Annotated in this window: 19 protein-coding genes; 3 read left to right on the plus strand and 16 right to left on the minus strand. The window is 42.6% G+C overall.

The window, feature by feature from the left end:
- The first annotated feature begins 243 nt into the window (after positions 1-243).
- Positions 244-438, plus strand: a complete 195-nt coding sequence (locus tag HC723_RS14420) for a hypothetical protein (RefSeq protein WP_153448718.1) — start codon at positions 244-246, stop codon at positions 436-438.
- Positions 439-503: 65 nt separating this feature from the next.
- Here HC723_RS14420 and HC723_RS14425 read toward each other — a convergent pair whose 3' ends face one another.
- The 3 genes from HC723_RS14425 to HC723_RS14435 all read right to left on the minus strand — a co-directional run bounded on the left by HC723_RS14425 (position 504) and on the right by HC723_RS14435 (position 3,332).
- Positions 504-743: a GlsB/YeaQ/YmgE family stress response membrane protein gene (locus tag HC723_RS14425; protein WP_190339577.1), complete on the minus strand. Its 240-nt coding sequence runs from the start codon at positions 741-743 to the stop codon at positions 504-506.
- 325 nt (positions 744-1,068) lie between these two features.
- The gene (tdh, locus tag HC723_RS14430) at positions 1,069-2,106 is read right to left on the minus strand and encodes an L-threonine 3-dehydrogenase (RefSeq protein ID WP_194704558.1); all 1,038 of its coding nucleotides are present in this window, start codon (positions 2,104-2,106) and stop codon (positions 1,069-1,071) included.
- 32 nt (positions 2,107-2,138) lie between these two features.
- On the minus strand, positions 2,139-3,332 hold the full coding sequence (locus HC723_RS14435; RefSeq protein WP_153448770.1) for a glycine C-acetyltransferase: 1,194 nt from the start codon (positions 3,330-3,332) through the stop codon (positions 2,139-2,141).
- A gap of 180 nt (positions 3,333-3,512) precedes the next feature.
- Between HC723_RS14435 and HC723_RS14440 the strand changes: the two genes are divergently transcribed.
- Positions 3,513-4,424, plus strand: coding sequence for a LysR family transcriptional regulator (locus HC723_RS14440; protein ID WP_190339578.1), 912 nt, complete (start codon positions 3,513-3,515; stop codon positions 4,422-4,424).
- 1 nt (position 4,425) lies between these two features.
- On the opposite strand, the gene HC723_RS14445 is transcribed toward HC723_RS14440, so the two are convergent.
- Entirely contained in the window at positions 4,426-5,169 is a 744-nt protein-coding gene (locus tag HC723_RS14445) for a phosphatase (protein ID WP_190339579.1), read from the minus strand.
- Between the two features lie 207 nt (positions 5,170-5,376).
- Between HC723_RS14445 and HC723_RS14450 the strand changes: the two genes are divergently transcribed.
- Positions 5,377-6,501 carry a DUF3541 domain-containing protein gene (locus HC723_RS14450; protein ID WP_190339580.1) on the plus strand — a complete coding sequence of 375 codons (1,125 nt, stop codon included), beginning with the start codon at positions 5,377-5,379 and terminating at the stop codon, positions 6,499-6,501.
- Between the two features lie 74 nt (positions 6,502-6,575).
- On the opposite strand, the gene HC723_RS14455 is transcribed toward HC723_RS14450, so the two are convergent.
- The 12 genes from HC723_RS14455 to HC723_RS14510 all read right to left on the minus strand — a co-directional run.
- Positions 6,576-7,361 (minus strand): hypothetical protein, encoded by a 786-nt coding sequence (locus tag HC723_RS14455; RefSeq protein WP_190339581.1) that lies wholly within the window; start codon positions 7,359-7,361, stop codon positions 6,576-6,578.
- Positions 7,362-7,507: 146 nt separating this feature from the next.
- Positions 7,508-7,822: an AzlD domain-containing protein gene (locus HC723_RS14460; RefSeq protein ID WP_190339582.1), complete on the minus strand. Its 315-nt coding sequence runs from the start codon at positions 7,820-7,822 to the stop codon at positions 7,508-7,510.
- Positions 7,819-8,553 carry an AzlC family ABC transporter permease gene (locus HC723_RS14465; RefSeq protein ID WP_342365751.1) on the minus strand — a complete coding sequence of 245 codons (735 nt, stop codon included), beginning with the start codon at positions 8,551-8,553 and terminating at the stop codon, positions 7,819-7,821. The genes HC723_RS14460 and HC723_RS14465 overlap by 4 nt, the downstream gene beginning before the upstream one ends.
- Before the next feature lie 146 nt (positions 8,554-8,699).
- On the minus strand, positions 8,700-9,554 hold the full coding sequence (locus tag HC723_RS14470) for a tetratricopeptide repeat protein (protein ID WP_153448777.1): 855 nt from the start codon (positions 9,552-9,554) through the stop codon (positions 8,700-8,702).
- A 152-nt stretch (positions 9,555-9,706) separates the two neighbouring features.
- Positions 9,707-10,747 carry a selenide, water dikinase SelD gene (selD, locus tag HC723_RS14475; RefSeq protein ID WP_190339584.1) on the minus strand — a complete coding sequence of 347 codons (1,041 nt, stop codon included), beginning with the start codon at positions 10,745-10,747 and terminating at the stop codon, positions 9,707-9,709.
- Between the two features lie 73 nt (positions 10,748-10,820).
- Positions 10,821-12,131, minus strand: a complete 1,311-nt coding sequence (locus tag HC723_RS14480) for a sulfurtransferase (RefSeq protein WP_190339585.1) — start codon at positions 12,129-12,131, stop codon at positions 10,821-10,823.
- A gap of 77 nt (positions 12,132-12,208) precedes the next feature.
- Positions 12,209-13,090, minus strand: coding sequence for a formate dehydrogenase accessory sulfurtransferase FdhD (gene fdhD, locus HC723_RS14485; protein ID WP_203218779.1), 882 nt, complete (start codon positions 13,088-13,090; stop codon positions 12,209-12,211).
- Positions 13,091-13,179: 89 nt separating this feature from the next.
- Complete coding sequence (locus tag HC723_RS14490; protein ID WP_190339586.1) at positions 13,180-15,402, minus strand: sigma 54-interacting transcriptional regulator; 2,223 nt, start codon at positions 15,400-15,402, stop codon at positions 13,180-13,182.
- 199 nt (positions 15,403-15,601) lie between these two features.
- Positions 15,602-17,749, minus strand: coding sequence for a formate dehydrogenase subunit alpha (fdhF, locus tag HC723_RS14495; RefSeq protein ID WP_190339587.1), 2,148 nt, complete (start codon positions 17,747-17,749; stop codon positions 15,602-15,604).
- An 86-nt stretch (positions 17,750-17,835) separates the two neighbouring features.
- Positions 17,836-18,381 (minus strand): 4Fe-4S binding protein, encoded by a 546-nt coding sequence (locus tag HC723_RS14500; protein ID WP_190339588.1) that lies wholly within the window; start codon positions 18,379-18,381, stop codon positions 17,836-17,838.
- Positions 18,382-18,762: 381 nt separating this feature from the next.
- Positions 18,763-19,554: a DUF1214 domain-containing protein gene (locus tag HC723_RS14505; protein ID WP_190339589.1), complete on the minus strand. Its 792-nt coding sequence runs from the start codon at positions 19,552-19,554 to the stop codon at positions 18,763-18,765.
- The coding region (locus HC723_RS14510) for an IS3 family transposase (RefSeq protein ID WP_190338159.1) at positions 19,551-19,667 on the minus strand (117 nt) is incomplete at its 5' end. The genes HC723_RS14510 and HC723_RS14505, both read right to left, overlap by 4 nt.

A 19,667-nucleotide genomic window follows, 5' to 3' on the forward strand; every position in this document is an offset into this window, starting at 1 on the left:
AAGCTTACGCAATGATCAAAGCTTTAAATAAACTAACAGGGCTAGGTATGCCTAAAACTTACCGAATTGATTGAAATAATACCATTCTAGTGTTGTCACCTCTAAATTTGAATTACGCAACAAAGCCACTACACATGAGTAACATTTTGTTGAACTTAATTTTCATTTTTAACTAGTGTGTAAATTAGATGTTACGCGTATTGTTACACCACGCCTTACATTTTGTTACATCTAGGAGATAGCATGAAAGTACTTGTTGAATACACCCAAGCAGGACTGTATAAAGATCAAACTTGGGGTGCACCAATCAAACGCAAGAAAGGCCAATTACAAGCGGTGGAACCGGCCTTTGCCGCCACCTTAATTAAAACCCAAAAAGCATGCCTACGTACTGATATTGATGGCGAGATTATTATTAGCCACGGCAGTCATCATTAAGCTTGACCTATAAAAAAGCTCCTCAGTTATCAATCATCGCTGAGGAGCTAAAATTTCTATAGGCTTCAAGACTTTACTACGCGGGATATATACAACAATATAACAGCACCGACTGTCGCGGTCACTATCGAGCAGATCAAACTACCCGAAGATAAACCAAGCAAACTAAACGTCAACCCACCGATCACCGCTCCCACAATCCCGATGACAATATTACCAATCAAGCCAAATCCGGTGCCTTTCATTATTTGTCCAGCAAGCCACCCTGCTATCGCACCTATAAATAAAAACATAATCACTGACATTTAACACTCCTTTCATATCATTATCCTATTGTCTTAAGCTTAGCTAACAAAACGGTAGAGTAATATAAATATGCCAACAAAATTTGTAGTGAATGGCTCATCGAACCCAACAAGAAGGAACCGGATCGGGTTTGGAATAAACTGTTAAAGGTTCAAAATAAGAAGTGATATTGAAAGCCCCAAAATTGCTTTGGGGCTTTTTTATTTTAGCTGTGGGACTAAATTGGGGCTTTTTCTGGGGCTAAATAGGGCAAAACCCTCCACTTTACTGTTTTTATAAACAGTGTTAAATATTTAGCTTTTTAACTCCATAAGTCACCAATTTTTACTTAGTCCAATCTAAGATAACTTTGCCAGAAAGCCCACTACGCATAGCGTCAAAGCCTTTTTGGAAGTCATCCACACTGAAATGGTGGGTGATAATTGGGGTTAGATCTAAGCCGGATTGAATGAGGCTTGCCATCTTGTACCAAGTTTCGAACATTTCACGGCCGTAGATGCCTTTCACCACCAAACCTTTGAAGATGATGTTGTTCCAGTCGATTGACATGCTTGATGGTGGTAGACCTAATAAAGCAACACGGCCACCGTGGTTCATCGCTTCTAGCATTGAGTTAAATGCAGAGGGGACGCCTGACATTTCTAAACCAACATCAAAGCCTTCGGTCATGCCAAGTTCGCTCATCACATCTTCAAGCTTTTGCTCTGCCACGTTAACAGCGCGAGTCACGCCCATTTTACGAGCCAAATCTAAGCGGTATTCATTCACATCGGTGATCACTACATGACGTGCACCAACGTGTTTTGCCACGGCAGCCGCCATGATACCAATTGGGCCTGCGCCTGTGATCAGCACATCTTCACCCACTAAATCAAAAGATAGAGCGGTATGGACGGCATTGCCAAATGGGTCAAAAATTGAGGCCAAATCATCAGAGATTTCGTCTGGAATCTTAAACGCATTAAAGGCTGGGATCACTAGATATTCCGAAAATGCACCGGTACGGTTAACGCCAACACCTGTGGTATTACGGCATAAATGAGTACGGCCACCACGACAGTTACGGCAATGACCGCAAGTAATGTGCCCTTCACCAGAAACACGGTCACCAATGGTAAAGCCTTTGACTTCTTGGCCAATACCCACGACTTCACCAACATATTCATGGCCGACAACCATTGGGTAAGGAATGGTTTTTTGTGACCACTCATCCCAGTTGTAAATATGCACATCAGTGCCACAAATCGCGGTTTTGCGAATTTTGATTAAGATGTCGTTATGGCCCATTTCTGGCATATCGACTTCATTCATCCAAATGCCTTCTTCTGGCTTTAGTTTTGACAAGGCTTTAATTTTGCCCATCTGTTGAATGTTTTCTGCCATTTGAATACCCATTAGATAATCTCCATTTCTTTACCAACTGCGATGAATGCATCAATCGCGCGGTCAAGTTGTTCTGTTGTGTGTCCGGCCGACATTTGAGTACGAATACGCGCCTGACCTTTTGGTACCACTGGGAATGAGAAACCGACCACATAAATGCCTTTTTCAAGTGCACGTTCTGCAAATTCAGCCGCCACTTTAGCATCGCCAAGCATGATAGGAATGATGGCGTGATCAGCGCCTGCCATAGTAAAGCCAGCCTCGGTCATGCGAGTGCGGAAATGAGCGGCGTTTTCCCAAAGTTTGGCGCGTAAATCACTGCTTTCTGCCAATAAATCAATCACTCGAATTGAAGCTGACACAATCGCTGGCGCAACAGAGTTCGAGAACAAGTACGGACGAGAGCGCTGACGCAACCAGTCGATCACTTCTTTTTTACCTGCAGTATAACCACCAGAAGCGCCGCCCATTGCTTTACCAAGTGTGCCTGTGATCAAATCAATACGACCCATCACATTATTATATTCATGGGTTCCGCGACCGTTTTCGCCCATAAAGCCCACCGCATGGGAATCATCGACCATCACCAATGCATTGTATTTATCGGCTAAATCACAAATAGCGGTTAAGTTTGCAACCACACCATCCATTGAGAAAACGCCATCGGTCACAATTAACTTATGACGAACACCGGCCTCATCGGCAGCGATCAATTGCTCTTCTAATTGTGCCATATCGTTGTTTGCGTAACGGAAGCGCTTTGCTTTACATAAGCGAACACCATCAATTATAGAAGCGTGATTTAATGCATCCGAAATGATCGCATCTTCAGCGCCAAGTATTGTTTCGAATAAACCGGTATTGGCATCAAAACATGAGGTATAAAGAATGGTGTCTTCCATACCTAAGAAATCCGATAACTTGCGCTCTAAAGTCTTATGCAGATCTTGTGTTCCACAAATAAAACGGACCGACGCCATGCCAAAACCGTGATCATCCATACCTTGTTTTGCCGCTTCGATAAGCGCAGGGTGATTCGCTAAACCAAGATAGTTATTGGCACAAAAGTTTAGCACTTCTTCGCCAGTTGAGATCGAAACCGCAGCCGCTTGAGCTGAGGTAATAATACGTTCAGATTTGTATAAACCTTCTGACTTAACATCTTCAATTTGTTGGTTTATTTGGTTGTAAAATGCAGATGACATGGTATTCCCTTTTATTATAATTTCATTTATACCCGTAGGTATGACTACGATGAGTATGACGAGTTACTGCTGTTAAACGCGATAAAACCATTCTAATCGAACTGATTTAATACTATTATCCCCTAACATGGAAAAACATTAGTGAATTTAAATCACAAATAGCCAAATAAAGGAAATGTGATGCTCAATAAAGGTTTGATCGCCCTACTGCCCGATCTCGCGACATTTATTTTAGTGGTCAATAAAGGCTCGTTCACCGCCGCGGCTAAAGAGCTCGGCGTGACACCCTCTGCATTAAGTAAATTGATCACGCGACTTGAATCAGCGCTCGAAGTGAAATTGTTTGAGCGTACCACCCGCAGTTTATTGATCACTCAATCAGGGCAAAAAATCTATCAACAGTCCGTTATTATGGTCAATGCTGCCCAACAAGCGCTGGATATTTCCAATGCCGAGCACTCCGAACCAGTCGGCACCATTACCGTTGCTGCGCCTAAAGCATTTTTAAGTATCGTATTACAGCCGATTGTGACCCCATTTTTGCAGCGTTACCCTGAGATCGAACTCAAGCTCAAAGTATCCGATGGTGAAATAGGCCTGTTAGAACAAGACATTGATATTATGTTTCGCCTAACCGATGCCCCTTATGAGAACTTAATTTCGCGTGAACTTGGTAAGGTCAATTTATCTTTGTGTGCCAACCCCGATTACCTTTTAGACAAAGGAACCCCCTGCCATCCAACCGATTTACGCCAACACGATTGTATTTATTTGGGCGAAACACGAACCGATCATATTTGGGATTTTGTTAAAGGCAACGAAACCCACACCATTCCGGTAACTGGGCGCTATGCGGTCAACCACTCTCAAATGCGACTCAATGGGGTAAAGGATGGCTTAGGGATCGGGATCTTTCCAGATTTTGTGATAAAAGAAGCGGTACGAAATGGTGAAGTGATTGAAGTGCTAAAAGATTGGACCATTAAAGGGAATTATCATGGTGTCATTGCGATGCAGTACGCGCCAAGCAAATACATGCCAACGCGTATGCGAGTATTTATTGATTATGCGATTAAGCACTTACCGATATAGCTTACAAGCCATCAAATTCTACAATAGCCGCACGTCCACGCAGCGCTAAAAAGGCAAGAAATTGCTCTGGAGTATGTGTGATCACTTTGTCTGTCGGCATTTGCACGTCATCTAATAATGGTGACACTTTCTCAAACACCCCGATTTCAGTGCAAAAATGGGCATCTGAACCAGTAGTAATAAAGCCACCAGCCGCTTTTACTACACGCGCAATTTGTGCACAACGTTCTTCACTGCCAGCGCGACTGCCGCCTTTTAATGAAGAGTTATTCAACTCGATCGCGACATTATGTTGTTTGGCACATTGCGCCACCGCTTCAAAATCAAAATCGTAATTAGGGTTGCCCAAATGCCCGAGCGCATCAATTTTGCCACTTTTGATAATATTGAGTAGCGCCTCGGTGTGCGACGCTTTATCCATTGGCTTAAATACTGCTTCGTGGAAACTGGCGATCACCCAATCAAGGTGCTCATAGGTGCTGGGATGCAGATCCACTTCGCCTGCAACATTCATAATATTGGTTTCCACCCCACGGATGATCGCAACCTCATCAATAAAACGAGGCAAAATACGCTGATTATTGAAAAACCAGTAATGCGGAGAGCCCGGCATAGCAGAGGAATGATCGGTAGTGCAAAACATCTTCAAACCATGCTCTTTCGCCATTTTTACATTTTCCATTAAGGTACTGTAAGCATGACCGCTGGCATAAGTATGGGTATGAGTATCAACTTGAATTTGCATCTGTATCACCTTTCATTATTATTTTTATTCAATCATAGTCATACCATATCATCGCCGCTCTATTGATGGACAGCCTGATCGTGATTGAATTTAAAATATTTTAAATACTCACTTTGATTTAACATAAATATACTGCAATTATTGCCAATATCACCGACACTTATAATTATTATAAGACATCATGAAAGCTTGAGTAAAGGAATCACTATGGCTGTAACATTTAAACGAACGACTCTGATTATCGCGCTGTTAGCTTTGTCTCAACTGGCATTTAGCCCCACCAGTTTCGCCAAAGAAAAACTAAACACCCAAGACCAAGTTACGCAAAATACTTATCGTGAAGATGCCCAAATTATTCAACACACCTTTGAAACGCAGCTTTATACCTTAAGTGCCACCACCGCAGGCCATTATGGTTTACGTTTGTTTCGTCAAACTTTAGATCCTAAATATTCAGCCGCAGTGTGGTCTGATTTAGCTCGCGTCACCAGCACATTGAGTTATATTGCCGATAACATCGAAACGCCTGAACAAGTAAAAGCTTATGGTGTTGAGCAATTAAAGGCTTATAAAAAGATCCAAAAACCACGAACTCAAATGCGCTATACAATCACCAGTAGAATGCCGGAGTACATGTTAATTGGTAACGATTTACTCAGCACCATGGCGCGCGCCAACGAATACGGCTTAAAGCACAAAGACGATGCCAAACTTAAAAAATTACTGCAAGAGTTTGATTTTACCCCGATGGCCACCGATCACGATATGATCCGTGCATGGGCGGCGCAACAAGCCAATCAGGTTTACTGGTTACGTCAATTAGGCGAGCAAGATGTGGTTGAAGCGTTTATTCAAGCCTTTAAAGACACTTACCCAGACGCTCAAGATAAGCAACTTTCGGATCAACAATACGCCAACAAGATTTATGGCATGACCCATATTATCTTTGCCGCCTCCGAGTACTATCAAAAGCAACTCGATCCCAAAAATAAAGAGTTTGATTGGATCTACGCTTACTTTAGCCACAATATCGACACCATAATTAAGCGCACCAAGCATGATGTGATCGCCGAAGTCGGTATCAGCTTTTTACTGGCGGGTAAATTAAATGATCCAGCATTATTAAAGGCCCAGCAAAACATTGCCGAAGCGATCGATTTTAAACATGGCATGATCCCATCCACCGATGGTGATTTTGAAGTGGCTAAAGGTGAGCATCGTAATGTCTTAGCTATCATGTTACTTAATTGGCAAGGGGTGAATCAAGCCCCTACCATCATCAATCAGCCACATGTGTTTAAAAATCTGCCGTATGGATTAATGAAAAAGTAATACCAGAGCTGGCCGTCATAAAAACAGAATCGCCCCTTAACGTTAGCGCTAAGGGGCGATTTTTGTATTAAGATTTATTTGTCGCTTTGTACCACCACATCTTTGGCATTACTTTCAAAGAACTTGGTTAAAATTTGCAAATCTAATGGCGCAATATTGGTTCGAGCCCCCATTGATTTAGCCACCGGCCCCCATGAATTTACGGTAAAATGCTTAGGTGACACCTTAGCATGACACGTTGAACAATAGGTAGTGTCGAGCTTTTCTGCATATTTCCATAATGGCTTATTTGAATCTAGCACTGGCGATTCGATCATGCCGGTTAATTCAGCGGTACGCCATTTATTACCATAATCATCCATACTGACTTTGCCTAATTTCAGCTGCTTTTGGCCTTTCTCTGTCACTGCCGCTAAGATCGAACGCTGTCCCTTGCCTAAATAAATAACACTTTCGGCCCCTTCCATTTGATAACCTGACACTGTCACCATACGCTTGTTGCCATCAAGGCTCACAACCTTCATTTCCACCGTTGGGAAAACAGTGGCGAAGTCTTGCATTTTCACAGGCTTGATCGGGTAAACCGCTGGTGCACTCGCCGATGTTTTGGCGGCTAAAGCTATCAATTGTTCAATATTATCCACGGCTTCTGAAGAGACATCAGCATGGCTTGATAATACAGTGGTGCTGGTTGAAGGTTTTGATGGTGCTGGCTCAGCCGGTGATGCTAGTTGTGTCGTTGTTTGTATTGACGCATCCTGATGATGATGCATATCATCCGAATGATTTGAAGAACACGCAAAACTAGTGGTGAAATAAAGGCTTGAAAGTGCGAGAAGCGGGAAAGAGTATTTTTTCATAAGGTGAACCTTACAACTGTGGATAGAGTTGGCTGCATCCTACTCCTAAAAATAAAGCCTAAAATTGATCTTAGTCATGAGTGTGGCACATGAAAATATTAATTATTCTCAATAAATATCCATAAATAACAAGCTTATTATGAATATTAATTAATCACAGTATTCAGTATAAAAAAGCAGCCCATACTGATCACTGTGGTTGCAATCACATTGTTGGTTTTCCAGGCCACTAGCGCCGCCAATATTGCAGCGATTAAATACGGATTGTTTAAAGATAAGGCCAATTGTTCATCATGTACAAAGACAATTGGCGCCCAAATTGCGGTTAACACTGCGGGGCTAGAATAACTGAGCAAGCGTTGCGCTTTAACATTAAGTTTAACCGGCAACCTAGGCTCTAAGAAGATATAACGACTTAAAAATACCACTGCGGTCATGGCAAGAATTGATGTAAAGATCATCTTTCCTCCTCCGCTTGCATGGTATTGTCATCCACTCTTTTGGGTAAATTCACTTCGGTTAAATAGCCGCTCACCATGGCGAGTAAACTGGCAATAATTAAGCTGCCTTCTACTTGCCAATAGCTCAATAAAACAGAACCCACCAAAGCGACGATAACCGCGACAAAAATTGGCAGGTTTTTAATGGTTGGGATCACAATCGCAATAAACGTAGCGGCCACCGCAAACTCTAGGCCCCATTGATTCAAATTCGGGATCTCTTTACCTGCGATGATCCCCACCAAACTCGCAAGGTTCCAAAAAAGATAAAAACTCAACCCAGCCCCCAGAGCAAACCAAGGTTGAAATTGAGTTTTTGTTTGATGTCCGCATATTGCAAATAATTCGTCGGTTAATAAGAAACCAAGGGTTAAACGCCAACGAGCTGGCAGTAGACTGATTTTTTCGCGCATTGAAACGCTGTATAAGAAATGACGCGAGGTAATGAAAAATGTGGTCAGCAGCATGGTCCAAATACCTACGTTGGCATCAAACATTCCGGTAGCAACCAATTGCGCCGCACCAGCAAACAATATCGCTGATAATGCTTGAGCTTCTAATGAGGTTAAACCAATATCAATCGCGTACGATCCGGCTAATAACCCCCAAGGCAGTACCGCAATACTTAACGGCAAGATCGCGAGCGTACCTTGCCATAATTGTAAGCGGCGCGACCGATGATGCTCCTTCACGCTAGTCGCTGCTTTATTGGCGCAGTTTGTATTAACCGTGTTCGTATTAGCTGTGTTTGTATTAGCAGTATTTGTATTAACAACGTTTGTATTAGTACAACTGCTCTTATTAGTATGCTCATTAGCGTCCATGCTAAACCTTAATATTACGCGGTTTCAGTTGGGTCGATTAATTCCTCAAAACGACTATGCCCACGTAGCGATTCAAAATCCGGCTCTTCTGCGGCCAGTTCACGCAGCGAATTACTCGACTCTATCGCCAACTTCAAATCATTAATCGCTTGTTCTTCCGAACCTAAACGAGAGTACGCACAGGCACGTTGATATAAAGCATGACCATTATGATCATCCACCTCCAGCACCCGATTACAAATACTCAGCGCCCAGTGGTATTCATTAATTTCCATGGCTGCATCGGCTTTATGGGTCAGTGCTTCAAGATCGCCGGGGCGAATTTTTAAGATATCATCATAGGTTTCAATCTTCTGCTCTGGGGTTTGAGCACTTTGCGCCCGCAACCACAGATTATGAATTTCGTTAATGATTTCTATCTCGCGGTTATTTTCGGTAATGATGCGCGATTTTCGCTTAAGGTCACGCTCTAAAATGCTGAACTTTTTCTCATACGATAGCGTAATTTCACTCAGCTGTTTATCGGCCATTTCTTTGGTGTTGTGTTTGATCTCTTTTAAAGACTGCCAACCAACAAGCGCCACTAAAGATGCCACACCAGCAATAATGTAGAAGAAGTAAGTCACGGTGATATTAGAGTAATTGAGGGATTTATCGGCAACAGACAGTTCTCTGTCAGTAATTTGAACCGTGAGGCGACGCTCAAGATCTTGTTGCTCGGTACGTAATGCTTTTAATTCATCGAGCACATAACGTTCCATTAATGGTTTATCCATCATGGGTGTTTCGGAGTATTTTTGAGGTTCATTTGCGACCGCTTGAAAGGTCAGCAATAAAGAGAATAAAACAAATAGACAGCGTGTGATCATATCAATTTCCCTTTGATTCTAAATAGGCTCTCGGATCTGAGAGTTAATGTTTCGTCCAATAACGAAACATTAACATAATCAGTCAAAAATCACATCGAATCAAAGCGATTAATACCCTTATTACTTGGGGTATGTAACATTATTGTTGGTCATTAGGCCACATGAACCACAATTGAACTGTCGTCTTGTTTCTCGACTAACTCTCCAATTGAAATTAATTCAATATTGTATTGCTCTGCCACCACTTGAAGGGCTTGGCGATTGCCTTTTTCTACCGCTAGCAATAAACCGCCCGAAGTTTGTGGATCGCACAATACTGATTTTTGCAGATCGGTAATATTACCAATTAAATGACCATAGCTTTCATAGTTGCGTGAAGTACCACCTGGGGTGCAACCTTGTTCGATATACTCATAAACGCCAGGCAATATCGGCACTTTATCAAACTCAATATTCGCGATAACGTCCGAGCCTTGACACACTTCGCTTAAGTGACCAAGCAGACCAAAACCGGTAACATCTGTCATCGCTTTCACGCATTCAAGTTGAGCAAAATCAAAGCCTGGTTTGTTTAATTTACACATCCAATCGCGTGCTAAACCTTGATGTTCAAATTTTAATTTGGCGCGTTTTTCTGCAGTAGTTAAAATGCCAATCCCTAATGGTTTGGTAATAAACAACTCACAACCCGCTTTAGCTTGGCTATTGCGTTTAATGGTGTCGGTATCTGCAATACCGGTCACCGCTAAACCAAAAATAGGTTCTGGTGCATCAATTGAATGCCCACCTGCAAGTGTGATCCCTGCGTCTTTACACACCGAGCGGCCACCTTCAATCACTTGTTGCGCCACTTCTGGTGATAACTTATCTAACGGCCAGCCTAAGATCGCGATCGCCATGATCGGTTTTCCGCCCATTGCATACACATCGCTGATGGCGTTGGTTGCCGCAATGCGACCAAAATCATACGGATCATCAACAATTGGCATAAAGAAATCGGTGGTGCTGATAATCGCAGTACCATTTTGTAAATCGTATACCGCAGCATCATCACGCTCTTCGTTACCAACTAATAAGTTCGGATCAACAAATTGTGGCACACTGGTTTTTAAAATTTCATCCAATACTTTTGGTGAGATTTTACAACCACAGCCCGCGCCATGACTGTATTGGGTAAGACGAATATCGCTCATAGTATGACCTCAAATTGGTGTAAGTAACCGCCCCAAATCGATGGGACAATAAATAATACTTTATATTTAATTGTTAATGAACAGCGCTTGGCGTACCAGTCAATGTAGGATTATTGCCATCTAGACTCCATTGATACCAACCACCATCAAATACACTGATATTGTTCCAACCCATGGCATAAGCGTACAAGAATACCGCTGATGCTCGCCAGCCAGTGCCACAGTAGAAGCTGACTTTTTGATCGGTGCGAATATTCCACGCCTGCCATTTCGATTGAATTTCGCTGGCACTGCGCATAGTACCGTCCGGGTTGGTAAAGTCGTCTAAATTATTGGAATTTTTACCACCTTGCCCCCATTTAGCACCATCGATACGACCTTTAGGCTTAATATAGCTGTAACCGCTGGTATCGCCAATGTATTCACTCCAAGTCCGCACGCTGACGAGCGAGTTGTTATCGCTGTCTTTGAGCATGGTTTTCACTTGGCTTACATCGGTAATGTATTCAGGGTGGGCTGGAACTTTTGCGCCAAACTTCACCACATTTTTCACCGAATTATTACCCGATTGTGTCGGTAGATCCGCCGCTTGCCATGCTTCCCAACCACCATCCAATAAACGGACATCTTTAACGCCTGCATACATTAGAATTTGAGCAATACGCGCCGCATCTAAATTATCACGTCCATACAAAACCACCGTTGTGTCTTGGGTAATACCCAGTTTCTCAATGTTTTGTTGCAATTGTGCAGGCGGTACCACATTCCACAAAGGTTTAGATTCAAAGTCATTGGTATTAGCATATATCGCACCTTTCACATGAGATAACAAATATCCTGTAGCTGGGCCCCAACCGGCTTCAATGATTTTAAAATCATGTTGCGGCGCAGCCACTAACTGCGCATCATTCGACGATGAATGGCTAACCAACAGATTCAACCAACGAGGGCTGACTAAGGTTTTAAAATGCGGTAACGCAACCAATTGATCTTGAAAATCGGATAATGGCTTTTGCATAATTGCTACAGATTTAAAATCAATACCTGTTAATTGTTGTTGCAGTTTTTTCGCATTGCCGCTGTCACAATAAATCTTAATTGGTTGATTTTTATTGAGTTGTTTTTGATCCACTAAAAAGTGAGTTCTTTCGGCTACAGACATATTGTCTAACCATTGGCCGCGAATATTTACCGCATTAGGAATGTGTCCACCCAACTTCATACCTTCTTGCGGCCAACCATTGAAATACTCACTAGCACGACAATCAATGATCTGCGTCGAAGTGGCATTATCTGCTAGCACTGGCCATGAAATACAAATAGAAGTAAAAACAATGGTCGTTCCTAACCAATGCTTAATTTTATTTTTCGATACTAAAAACATAACTATCCCTATAGCCACAGTAAACACTGCTAGCTGAGTGTAAATGAATAAAAAATTTTTTACTTTTTCTACTAATATCAAGCAGGAAATTGAATCCGATCGGAATGAGTATAGACATTCATTCGACCGGTACGGCAATAACCCGATAAAGTCAGGTTTAATTGTTCAGATAAATCCACCGCCATGCTGGTCGCACCTGAAATCGCCAATAAAATCCCCACATTGGCAGCAGCTGTTTTTTGCACCATTTCAAAACTGGCTCGGCTTGAGACTAAAATCGCCCCACCTTGATAGTCAGATGTTAAATAATGACCAATGAGTTTATCTAACGCATTATGACGACCGACATCTTCACGGATGGCTAAGATCTCACCTTTGGCAGAAATATACGCCGCCGCATGGGTTGAACCGGTTTGTTGGTTTAAGGTTTGATGTTGTTTAAATTGTGATAATGCACGTTCAATTGCCTGATGTGACAGTGTGGTGGTATCACTCACTGGCGTCACCGCGCGTACCACATGCTGCAAACTTTCGGTGCCACAAATACCACAACCCGTTCGGCCACTCATATTCCGACGAGCACGTTTTAAGCGTTCAAAATGACGGTTCGCCAACTCAATATGCACTTCAACTCCATTGCATACAGGCACGACTTCAACGCCATGAATTTGCTTGGCATCATCAACAATGCCTTCAGTAACCGAAAAACCAACCGCTAAGTCTTCAAGATCGATCGCGCTGCACATTTGCACCGTATGAGCGATGCCGTTATACACCATCGCCACCGCCGTTTCGACTGCCAGTTCGTCTTCTTCCATATCAAACAATTGACCATCATGAAAACTCAAACGCGAATAAGTGCGGCAAGTGGATGTTGTCGCGAGAGGATCCGTTGAGCACATTAACGCATCGGCAGCGATAACTGACGAAACAACCGGTTGGTCAGTACATTCATTCATGAGAAGCGCCTTTGCTAGTCAATTGGAGGTTTAGATTTAGATAAACGAACACAGCCAATAAAGCGGCAACGTCGAGTCCGTTGGGGTTTTTAGGCGTAATCATTGGATGTGATCCCTAAGCGCTGCATACGAGAAAGTAAAGTGGTTCGCTTTAAACCTAAACGTTGCGCTGCGCCGCGAGGCCCTGCCACAATGCCATTGGTTTCTTTTAACACTTGAATAATTTGCTCGCATTCAAGGCTTTTTTTACTGCTCATCGCACTGCGATCGGTATTGCTGCAGGCTTGCTCTTTTTGCCCGACTGACTCAGTACAACAAAAACCGGAACGGGTTTGTGGATCATCATTGACACTAAACGAGGTGCTTTCAACTTCTGGAAAATACTCTTGCAGCTCTGAAATCGGCAAATGCAATACGCTGCCATAGGTCATGATCACCGCGCGCTCGATTACGTTTTTCAATTCGCGAATATTACCAGGCCACGGCAATGAAGACAGCACCCGCAGAGTTTCAGAGGAAATACTGCTGATATCACGGTTCATTTTTTTAGCGAAGATACGAGTAAAATGCTTCGCCAGCAATGGAATGTCTTCACGGCGCTCACGCAATGGCGGAATACGAATTGGAAATACATTTAAGCGATAATACAGATCGCGGCGGAAAGATTTATCATTCACCATACCCAATAAATCACAATGGGTAGCTGCGATCAAACGGACATCCACCGGAATAACAGTATGATTACCGACTCGTTCAATTTCGCCTTCTTGCAAAACGCGCAGCACTTTAGGCTGTAAATCAAGTGGCATATCGCCAATTTCATCTAAGAAGAATGTGCTGTTATGCGCTTCTTCAAAACGTCCCGTTTGCTGGGCTATTGCGCCGGTAAATGCCCCTTTTTCATGACCAAATAAATCACTTTCAAATAAACCCGATGGCACCGCTGAACAGTTCATCTTGATCATTTTTTTTCGACTGCGATGACTGGAACTGTGGATCATATTGGCGATCATTTCTTTACCTGTTCCGGTCTCACCCAAAATCAGCACTGTACTGTCACAATCGGCCACCATTAACACTCGTTGCAGTACATCACTCATCACCGCGCTTTGGCTGATGATGTCGCCAAACATTTCATTGTTTTGATAATCTTCTGATAGCAGCGCTTCATCTTGCTGATTAGAACGTGCGATCAATTTGCTATTACGTTGGAAATTATTGATTGCCACCGCCACGCGAGCGGCAATTTGCTGTAATAAATCGAGTAGATCTTCTGAGAAATAATTTTCATCTCGATGACCATATTTGATCACCCCCAGCACTTGCTGACGAAACAATAACGGCAACACACATTCCGAACTTAATTGATCGGTTACATAGTGATCATCAACATGCGAGTATTTGTGCTTCAATAATGGGTAATCTTCACGCCCTAAAATGATGGTTTTTTTAGTTTCAATCACGTGATCGGCAATAGTATTGACTTTGGCTTTTTTAGCGGTTTTATAATTGGGTTGACCATCGGAATCTTGAGTTACTTCATGACAACACAAGGTTTCACTGCCAGAGGCAAGAGACATAATACTGATGAATTCAATATTAAAGTGTTCGTGCAAGTGACGAAACAATAAGGTGGTTAAGCCTTCAAAATCAATTTGCCCTATCACCGCTTCCGTCACATCGACTAGCACATGATTGTGTAAGGTATTTTTATTGGGGATGGCATTAATAATGGCTGGATTTTTACCCAAACCTAATGATTGAGAATACCCTAACAGCGAGTCTTGATCGCCGTAATTATGATTTAAATTACCATCAAAAATTTTGGCTAAAATCAGAGAAATCACGATCGAAACTTGCTTTAAGTCTGAGATAAAAGCATCGCTAGCGGTTGAGACATTGACCACTTCTAATTTGCCAATGTAACGATTAAACGCACTTAACGGAAAATGCACCACATCGTTAGCACGATCGAAATTACTTAAATGAGAATACGATGGGAAATTGCTAACAAATGCATCGCGATTAAAGCGGGTGTATTTTTCAGAAAGTTGCACCCCTTGCGAGTCAGGCTCAATATCAGGTTGATCCAGCAATAAGGTATTAACAGCGGTTTGATGAGGGTAAAATAACAGGTGATTTTTTTTATCGGCGTTATAAAGCAAAATATTTGCCGATTGAAATTGTCCAGATTTCAGCGTTAAGGTATTGAGCTCCATAACCAAATCTTGCAGATTAACCGCACTGCATAACCGAGAGAAAAACTGGCTAATTTGCTCGTTAGGTATCGTTACATCAAGGGTTCGCTGCATACTGTTTCTCATCTCACTGGCTACCACTTTTGGGTGGTTATTATAGTGATATTTCTCTCTATTTTGGTTTGATCTCACTCAACAAAAGTTGAATCATATCACTATTTATTAATACCTCGTCTATTTTTTGCACAAAAAAGCCACCAACGTTATCCGCTAGTGGCTTACTTTTGTTAGATTAACAACTTTTTTGTCTCAATTAACCTTTGGCAGCAGTACGCAATTTATTACGTAATGCACTGTATTCCACTTGTACGTGGTTTTCAGCCCAAGATTGATCGTCAATCTTATCCACTTTTACTGCACAGTACTTAAACTCTGGCGTACCTGAGATAGGGTCAACATGCTCGATGGTGAGCTCATTACAAGCACCGATCCACCATTGGTAAGTCATGTATACCGCACCTTTATTGACACGCTCATTGTAGTTAGCACGAGAGATAACTTTACCGCGGCGTGATGAAATCCAGATCAAGGCTTGATCTTTAATTCCACTTGCTTTGGCATCATCTGGGTGCATTTGCACAAAGCCTGGTTCATCAGACAATGTTTGCAATGCACTACAGTTACCTGTCATTGAACGACAAGAGTAGTGGCCTACTTCACGAACAGTCGATAATACTAACGGGTAATCAGCATCCGGCAGTTCTTGTGGTGCACGCCATGCAGAGGCAAATAAATGCCCTTTGCCGTTGTCGGTGGTGAACTTATTGCCTTCAAATAAGAATGAAGTGCCTAAGTCGTGATCACCTTCTTCGGTACATGGCCATTGAACGCTCTTCAAGCCTTCCATTTTCTCATACGTTGCGCCTGCATATTCAGGGCATAGGCTACGCATTTCATCCCAAATTTCTTTGGTATTCGCGTAAGACATTGGGTAACCCATTGCCGTTGCCATTAGTGAGAAAATTTCCCAATCGACTTTAGTGCCTTTTGGTGGATTAATCGCTTTATTGAAACGTTGGAAACCACGGTCGGCACAACTGTACACGCCTTCATGCTCGCCCCAACTTGTGGCAGGGAAGATCACGTCAGCCATTTCAGCCGTTTGTGTCATGAAGATATCTTGAACAATAACCAGATCAAGTTTACCCATCATTTCACGGAATGCGGCTAAATCCGCTTCAGTTTGAGCTGGATCTTCACCAAAGATATAGTAAGCACGCATTTTTCCGTCATGAACTAAGTGGTTCATTTCAGTCAATTTGTAGCCTTCATTTGGTGATAATGGTACGCCCCATTTCTGCTCGAATTTGGCACGAACCGCGTCGTCAGTCACTTTTTGGTAACCAGGGTAGATGTTAGGCAACATACCTAAATCACATGTCCCTTGTACGTTGTTTTGTCCACGAACTGGACCACAACCTACGCCACGACGACCAAAGTTACCTGTGATAAGCGCTAGACTGGCTAACCCTTTAACCACGTCAACCGCTTGACCATACTGTGTTACACCCATGCCCCATAGAATCATAGATTCTGAAGACTGAGCATAAGTACGCGCCGCACGACGAATATCTTCAGGCTCTAAACCAGTAATAGCCGCCACTTTCTCTGGCGTATATTCGCTAATGATTTTCTTATATTCTTCCAAGCCATCGGTATATTGATCAATATACGATTGGTCTTGTAGATTTTCAGCAAAAATAGCATTGGCCATAGCATTAACTAATGCCATGTTAGAACCATTTTTCATTTGTAGCCATTGATCAGCCACGCGTGCACTTTCGATTTTACGTGGATCACAAACGATGATTTTGGCACCGTTTTGTTTGGCTTTAAGAATATGTTTCGCCACAACTGGATGTGAATCACCCGCATTATAGCCAAAAATGAGTAAGCATTTTGCGTCTTTGATTTCAGTAATGGCGTTGCTCATAGCACCGTTACCTACTGTTGCCTCCAGACCGGAGACTGATGGAGCGTGTCACACCCTAGCGCAGTGATCGACGTTATTGGTTCCAATAACCGCTCGCGCAAACTTCTGCATCACGAAGTTTGCTTCATTACCTGGACCACGGGCAGAACCGGTAGTCATGATTGCATCTGGGCCTGATTCAGCTTTGATTTTTTTAAGACGTGAAGTGGCAAATTCAATTGCTTCGTCCCAAGATACATTTTCCAATTTACCGCCTTTCTCGCGACGGATCATTGGGCTTTTAAGACGAGGAACTAAAAGGTTAGTATCGTTGAGAAAATCCCAACCATAGTACCCTTTCAGGCATAATTCGCCTTCATTGGTCCGGCCATCAGCCGGTTCAGCGCCCACCACTTTGCCGTTTTCAGTCAGTAAGTTTAACTTACATCCTGTACCGCAATATGGACACACTGTTAGTGTCTTTTTCATTTAAAACTCTCGCTTTTATGATCTGATTTTCTTTTTCTTCATCAACGGTTTTCAAGTTTGAATCGCCGTAAATTCAGTCAAAGTTATTAAAAAGAAATTACATCGCCAGCAGCACACGCCGCCGCCAGTTGTTTCTTCTTATTCATCTGCTCTAAATCATCTGGCGTCACCAAGCGCAAGGCATTGGTAGGACAAACACGAACACAAGCAGGACCAGCTTCGCTATGCGCACATAGGTCACACTTCAATGCTTGAGATGTTTGCTTCTCAGATTTGAACAATGATGATTCTGATTCTTTTTCGACTGTATTCGTCACTACCGTCATCGCACCGTAAGGACAAGCCACTACACAAGTTTTACAACCAATGCAGCGTTCTTGAATCACTTTGATGTGATTATCTTCAGAGATTATGGCGTTGTTCGGACATACTTGAGCACAAGGTGCATCATCACATTGACGGCATAAAACGGGTGTAGAAACATCCACGTTTTTAATGACCGTTAAGCGAGGCACGAAGTCTTTCGCAGTCAGCTCATAATCTGAATCTTCTTGATGTGAAATCACACAGGCGATAGTACAAGTTGTGCACCCAATACATAAATTGGGATCCGCAAAAACAAACTTATTCATGATCCAACCTTTTGTTAAGTCACAGAGCAGTCAGCTTTCACTCACCGCATTTCTGTCATTTTGCTATAAATAGAACAGCGAACAACTAAGAGCATAAAGTATGCCAAGTCACATCGCCTTGGCATTTAAACTATAATCAATTGAAAAATAACGAATTAAAAAGCAGAGTGGATTATAAGGCAGAGATGGAATAATGACTTTCGACAGTCGCACTCGCGCTGTCGTCATTATTGTCGAAGTAACGGATAATAAAAATGCCCAAGTCGCTGTGATTAACGATTTGCATCAATCACGACTTAGGCATTTATTATGTTATCCCATCTTAGTTGGAATAACGCGGTCATTTATCTTTGTTCGATAAACCGCTTTTATTATCAAACCTTAATTAACCGGTGTCACCGCAGGTGGGATCCAAGCTTGATCAATTAATGGTTGTTTTGGAGCATATGCACGCAAGATCAAATAGAAGTTGCCTGCTCCAGCTTTAGGTGAAGGCAACCAATTGGCTTTCTTCGCCGGATCGGTCGGCGCATTCGGCTGCATGTAAATGGTCACACTACCGTCGGCATTTTTAGTCAGACCTTTGGTTTTGTCACCAACAGCGTAACGCTGGATATCATTGGCAATAAAGTTAGAGTCCAAACCATAAAGCGTCATAGAGAAGAACTCTTTAACTGGTGGAACCGTATCTTTATCAAAATTAATCACATAGCTTTTGCCGCCTTGTAATGTTTTCCCTTTCACATCGACAAAGGTATTCATATACACAGCTTCAACCGGATCGTTAGCAATAATGCCACCTAATGATTGTATTGCCGCGCGAGTCACAAAATCACCGGCTAAACCCGCCGAACCAAAGCTCTCTGGTGGATAGTTCCAACCATTCACAATTTTAGATTTGTAAGCCCCCGTCGCCAGCATCTGGTTGATCATCGGACGCGCCGTTGCTGCCGCGCGGATCAAACCTTTCTTAATCGGCTCTGGCAATTTATCCAGGCTGTCAGCGGAGAAACTAGGGCCGACACCAATCTCTTTAAACAATTTAACTAAATCGCGATCACGATCAGCAGGTAATGGGTTTTCAGACCATGCACGGTTAATGGTGTGCCAATCGGCTAGTGGAGCTTTTTTGCTGTCGTAAGGTTTGAATACATCGCGACCTATTCTGGTCAAGCCCAATAGGACACCTGACTTTGTAATTTTTCATAGTCGATTGGCGTTAAATCACCAAGCGTAGTATGCAACCTTTCATGGTTGTAATACCGGATATATTCTTCAACATCTTC

The organism is Vibrio sp. S11_S32 (assembly GCF_014694465.1).
Taxonomy (GTDB): domain Bacteria; phylum Pseudomonadota; class Gammaproteobacteria; order Enterobacterales; family Vibrionaceae; genus Vibrio; species Vibrio algicola.

Coding starts and splice junctions, on each gene's coding strand:
- HC723_RS14460 (WP_190339582.1), bottom strand. CDS start 7,822: ATGATCTTTACATCAATTCTTGCCATGACCGCAGTGGTATTTTTAAGT.
- HC723_RS14480 (WP_190339585.1), bottom strand. CDS start 12,131: ATGTTTTTAGTATCGAAAAATAAAATTAAGCATTGGTTAGGAACGACC.
- selD (WP_190339584.1), bottom strand. CDS start 10,747: ATGAGCGATATTCGTCTTACCCAATACAGTCATGGCGCGGGCTGTGGT.
- HC723_RS14500 (WP_190339588.1), bottom strand. CDS start 18,381: ATGAATAAGTTTGTTTTTGCGGATCCCAATTTATGTATTGGGTGCACA.
- HC723_RS14470 (WP_153448777.1), bottom strand. CDS start 9,554: ATGATCACACGCTGTCTATTTGTTTTATTCTCTTTATTGCTGACCTTT.
- HC723_RS14440 (WP_190339578.1), top strand. CDS start 3,513: ATGCTCAATAAAGGTTTGATCGCCCTACTGCCCGATCTCGCGACATTT.
- HC723_RS14455 (WP_190339581.1), bottom strand. CDS start 7,361: ATGAAAAAATACTCTTTCCCGCTTCTCGCACTTTCAAGCCTTTATTTC.
- HC723_RS14435 (WP_153448770.1), bottom strand. CDS start 3,332: ATGTCATCTGCATTTTACAACCAAATAAACCAACAAATTGAAGATGTT.
- HC723_RS14420 (WP_153448718.1), top strand. CDS start 244: ATGAAAGTACTTGTTGAATACACCCAAGCAGGACTGTATAAAGATCAA.
- tdh (WP_194704558.1), bottom strand. CDS start 2,106: ATGGGCAAAATTAAAGCCTTGTCAAAACTAAAGCCAGAAGAAGGCATT.
- HC723_RS14450 (WP_190339580.1), top strand. CDS start 5,377: ATGGCTGTAACATTTAAACGAACGACTCTGATTATCGCGCTGTTAGCT.
- HC723_RS14445 (WP_190339579.1), bottom strand. CDS start 5,169: ATGCAAATTCAAGTTGATACTCATACCCATACTTATGCCAGCGGTCAT.
- HC723_RS14490 (WP_190339586.1), bottom strand. CDS start 15,402: ATGCAGCGAACCCTTGATGTAACGATACCTAACGAGCAAATTAGCCAG.
- fdhD (WP_203218779.1), bottom strand. CDS start 13,090: ATGAATGAATGTACTGACCAACCGGTTGTTTCGTCAGTTATCGCTGCC.
- HC723_RS14425 (WP_190339577.1), bottom strand. CDS start 743: ATGTCAGTGATTATGTTTTTATTTATAGGTGCGATAGCAGGGTGGCTT.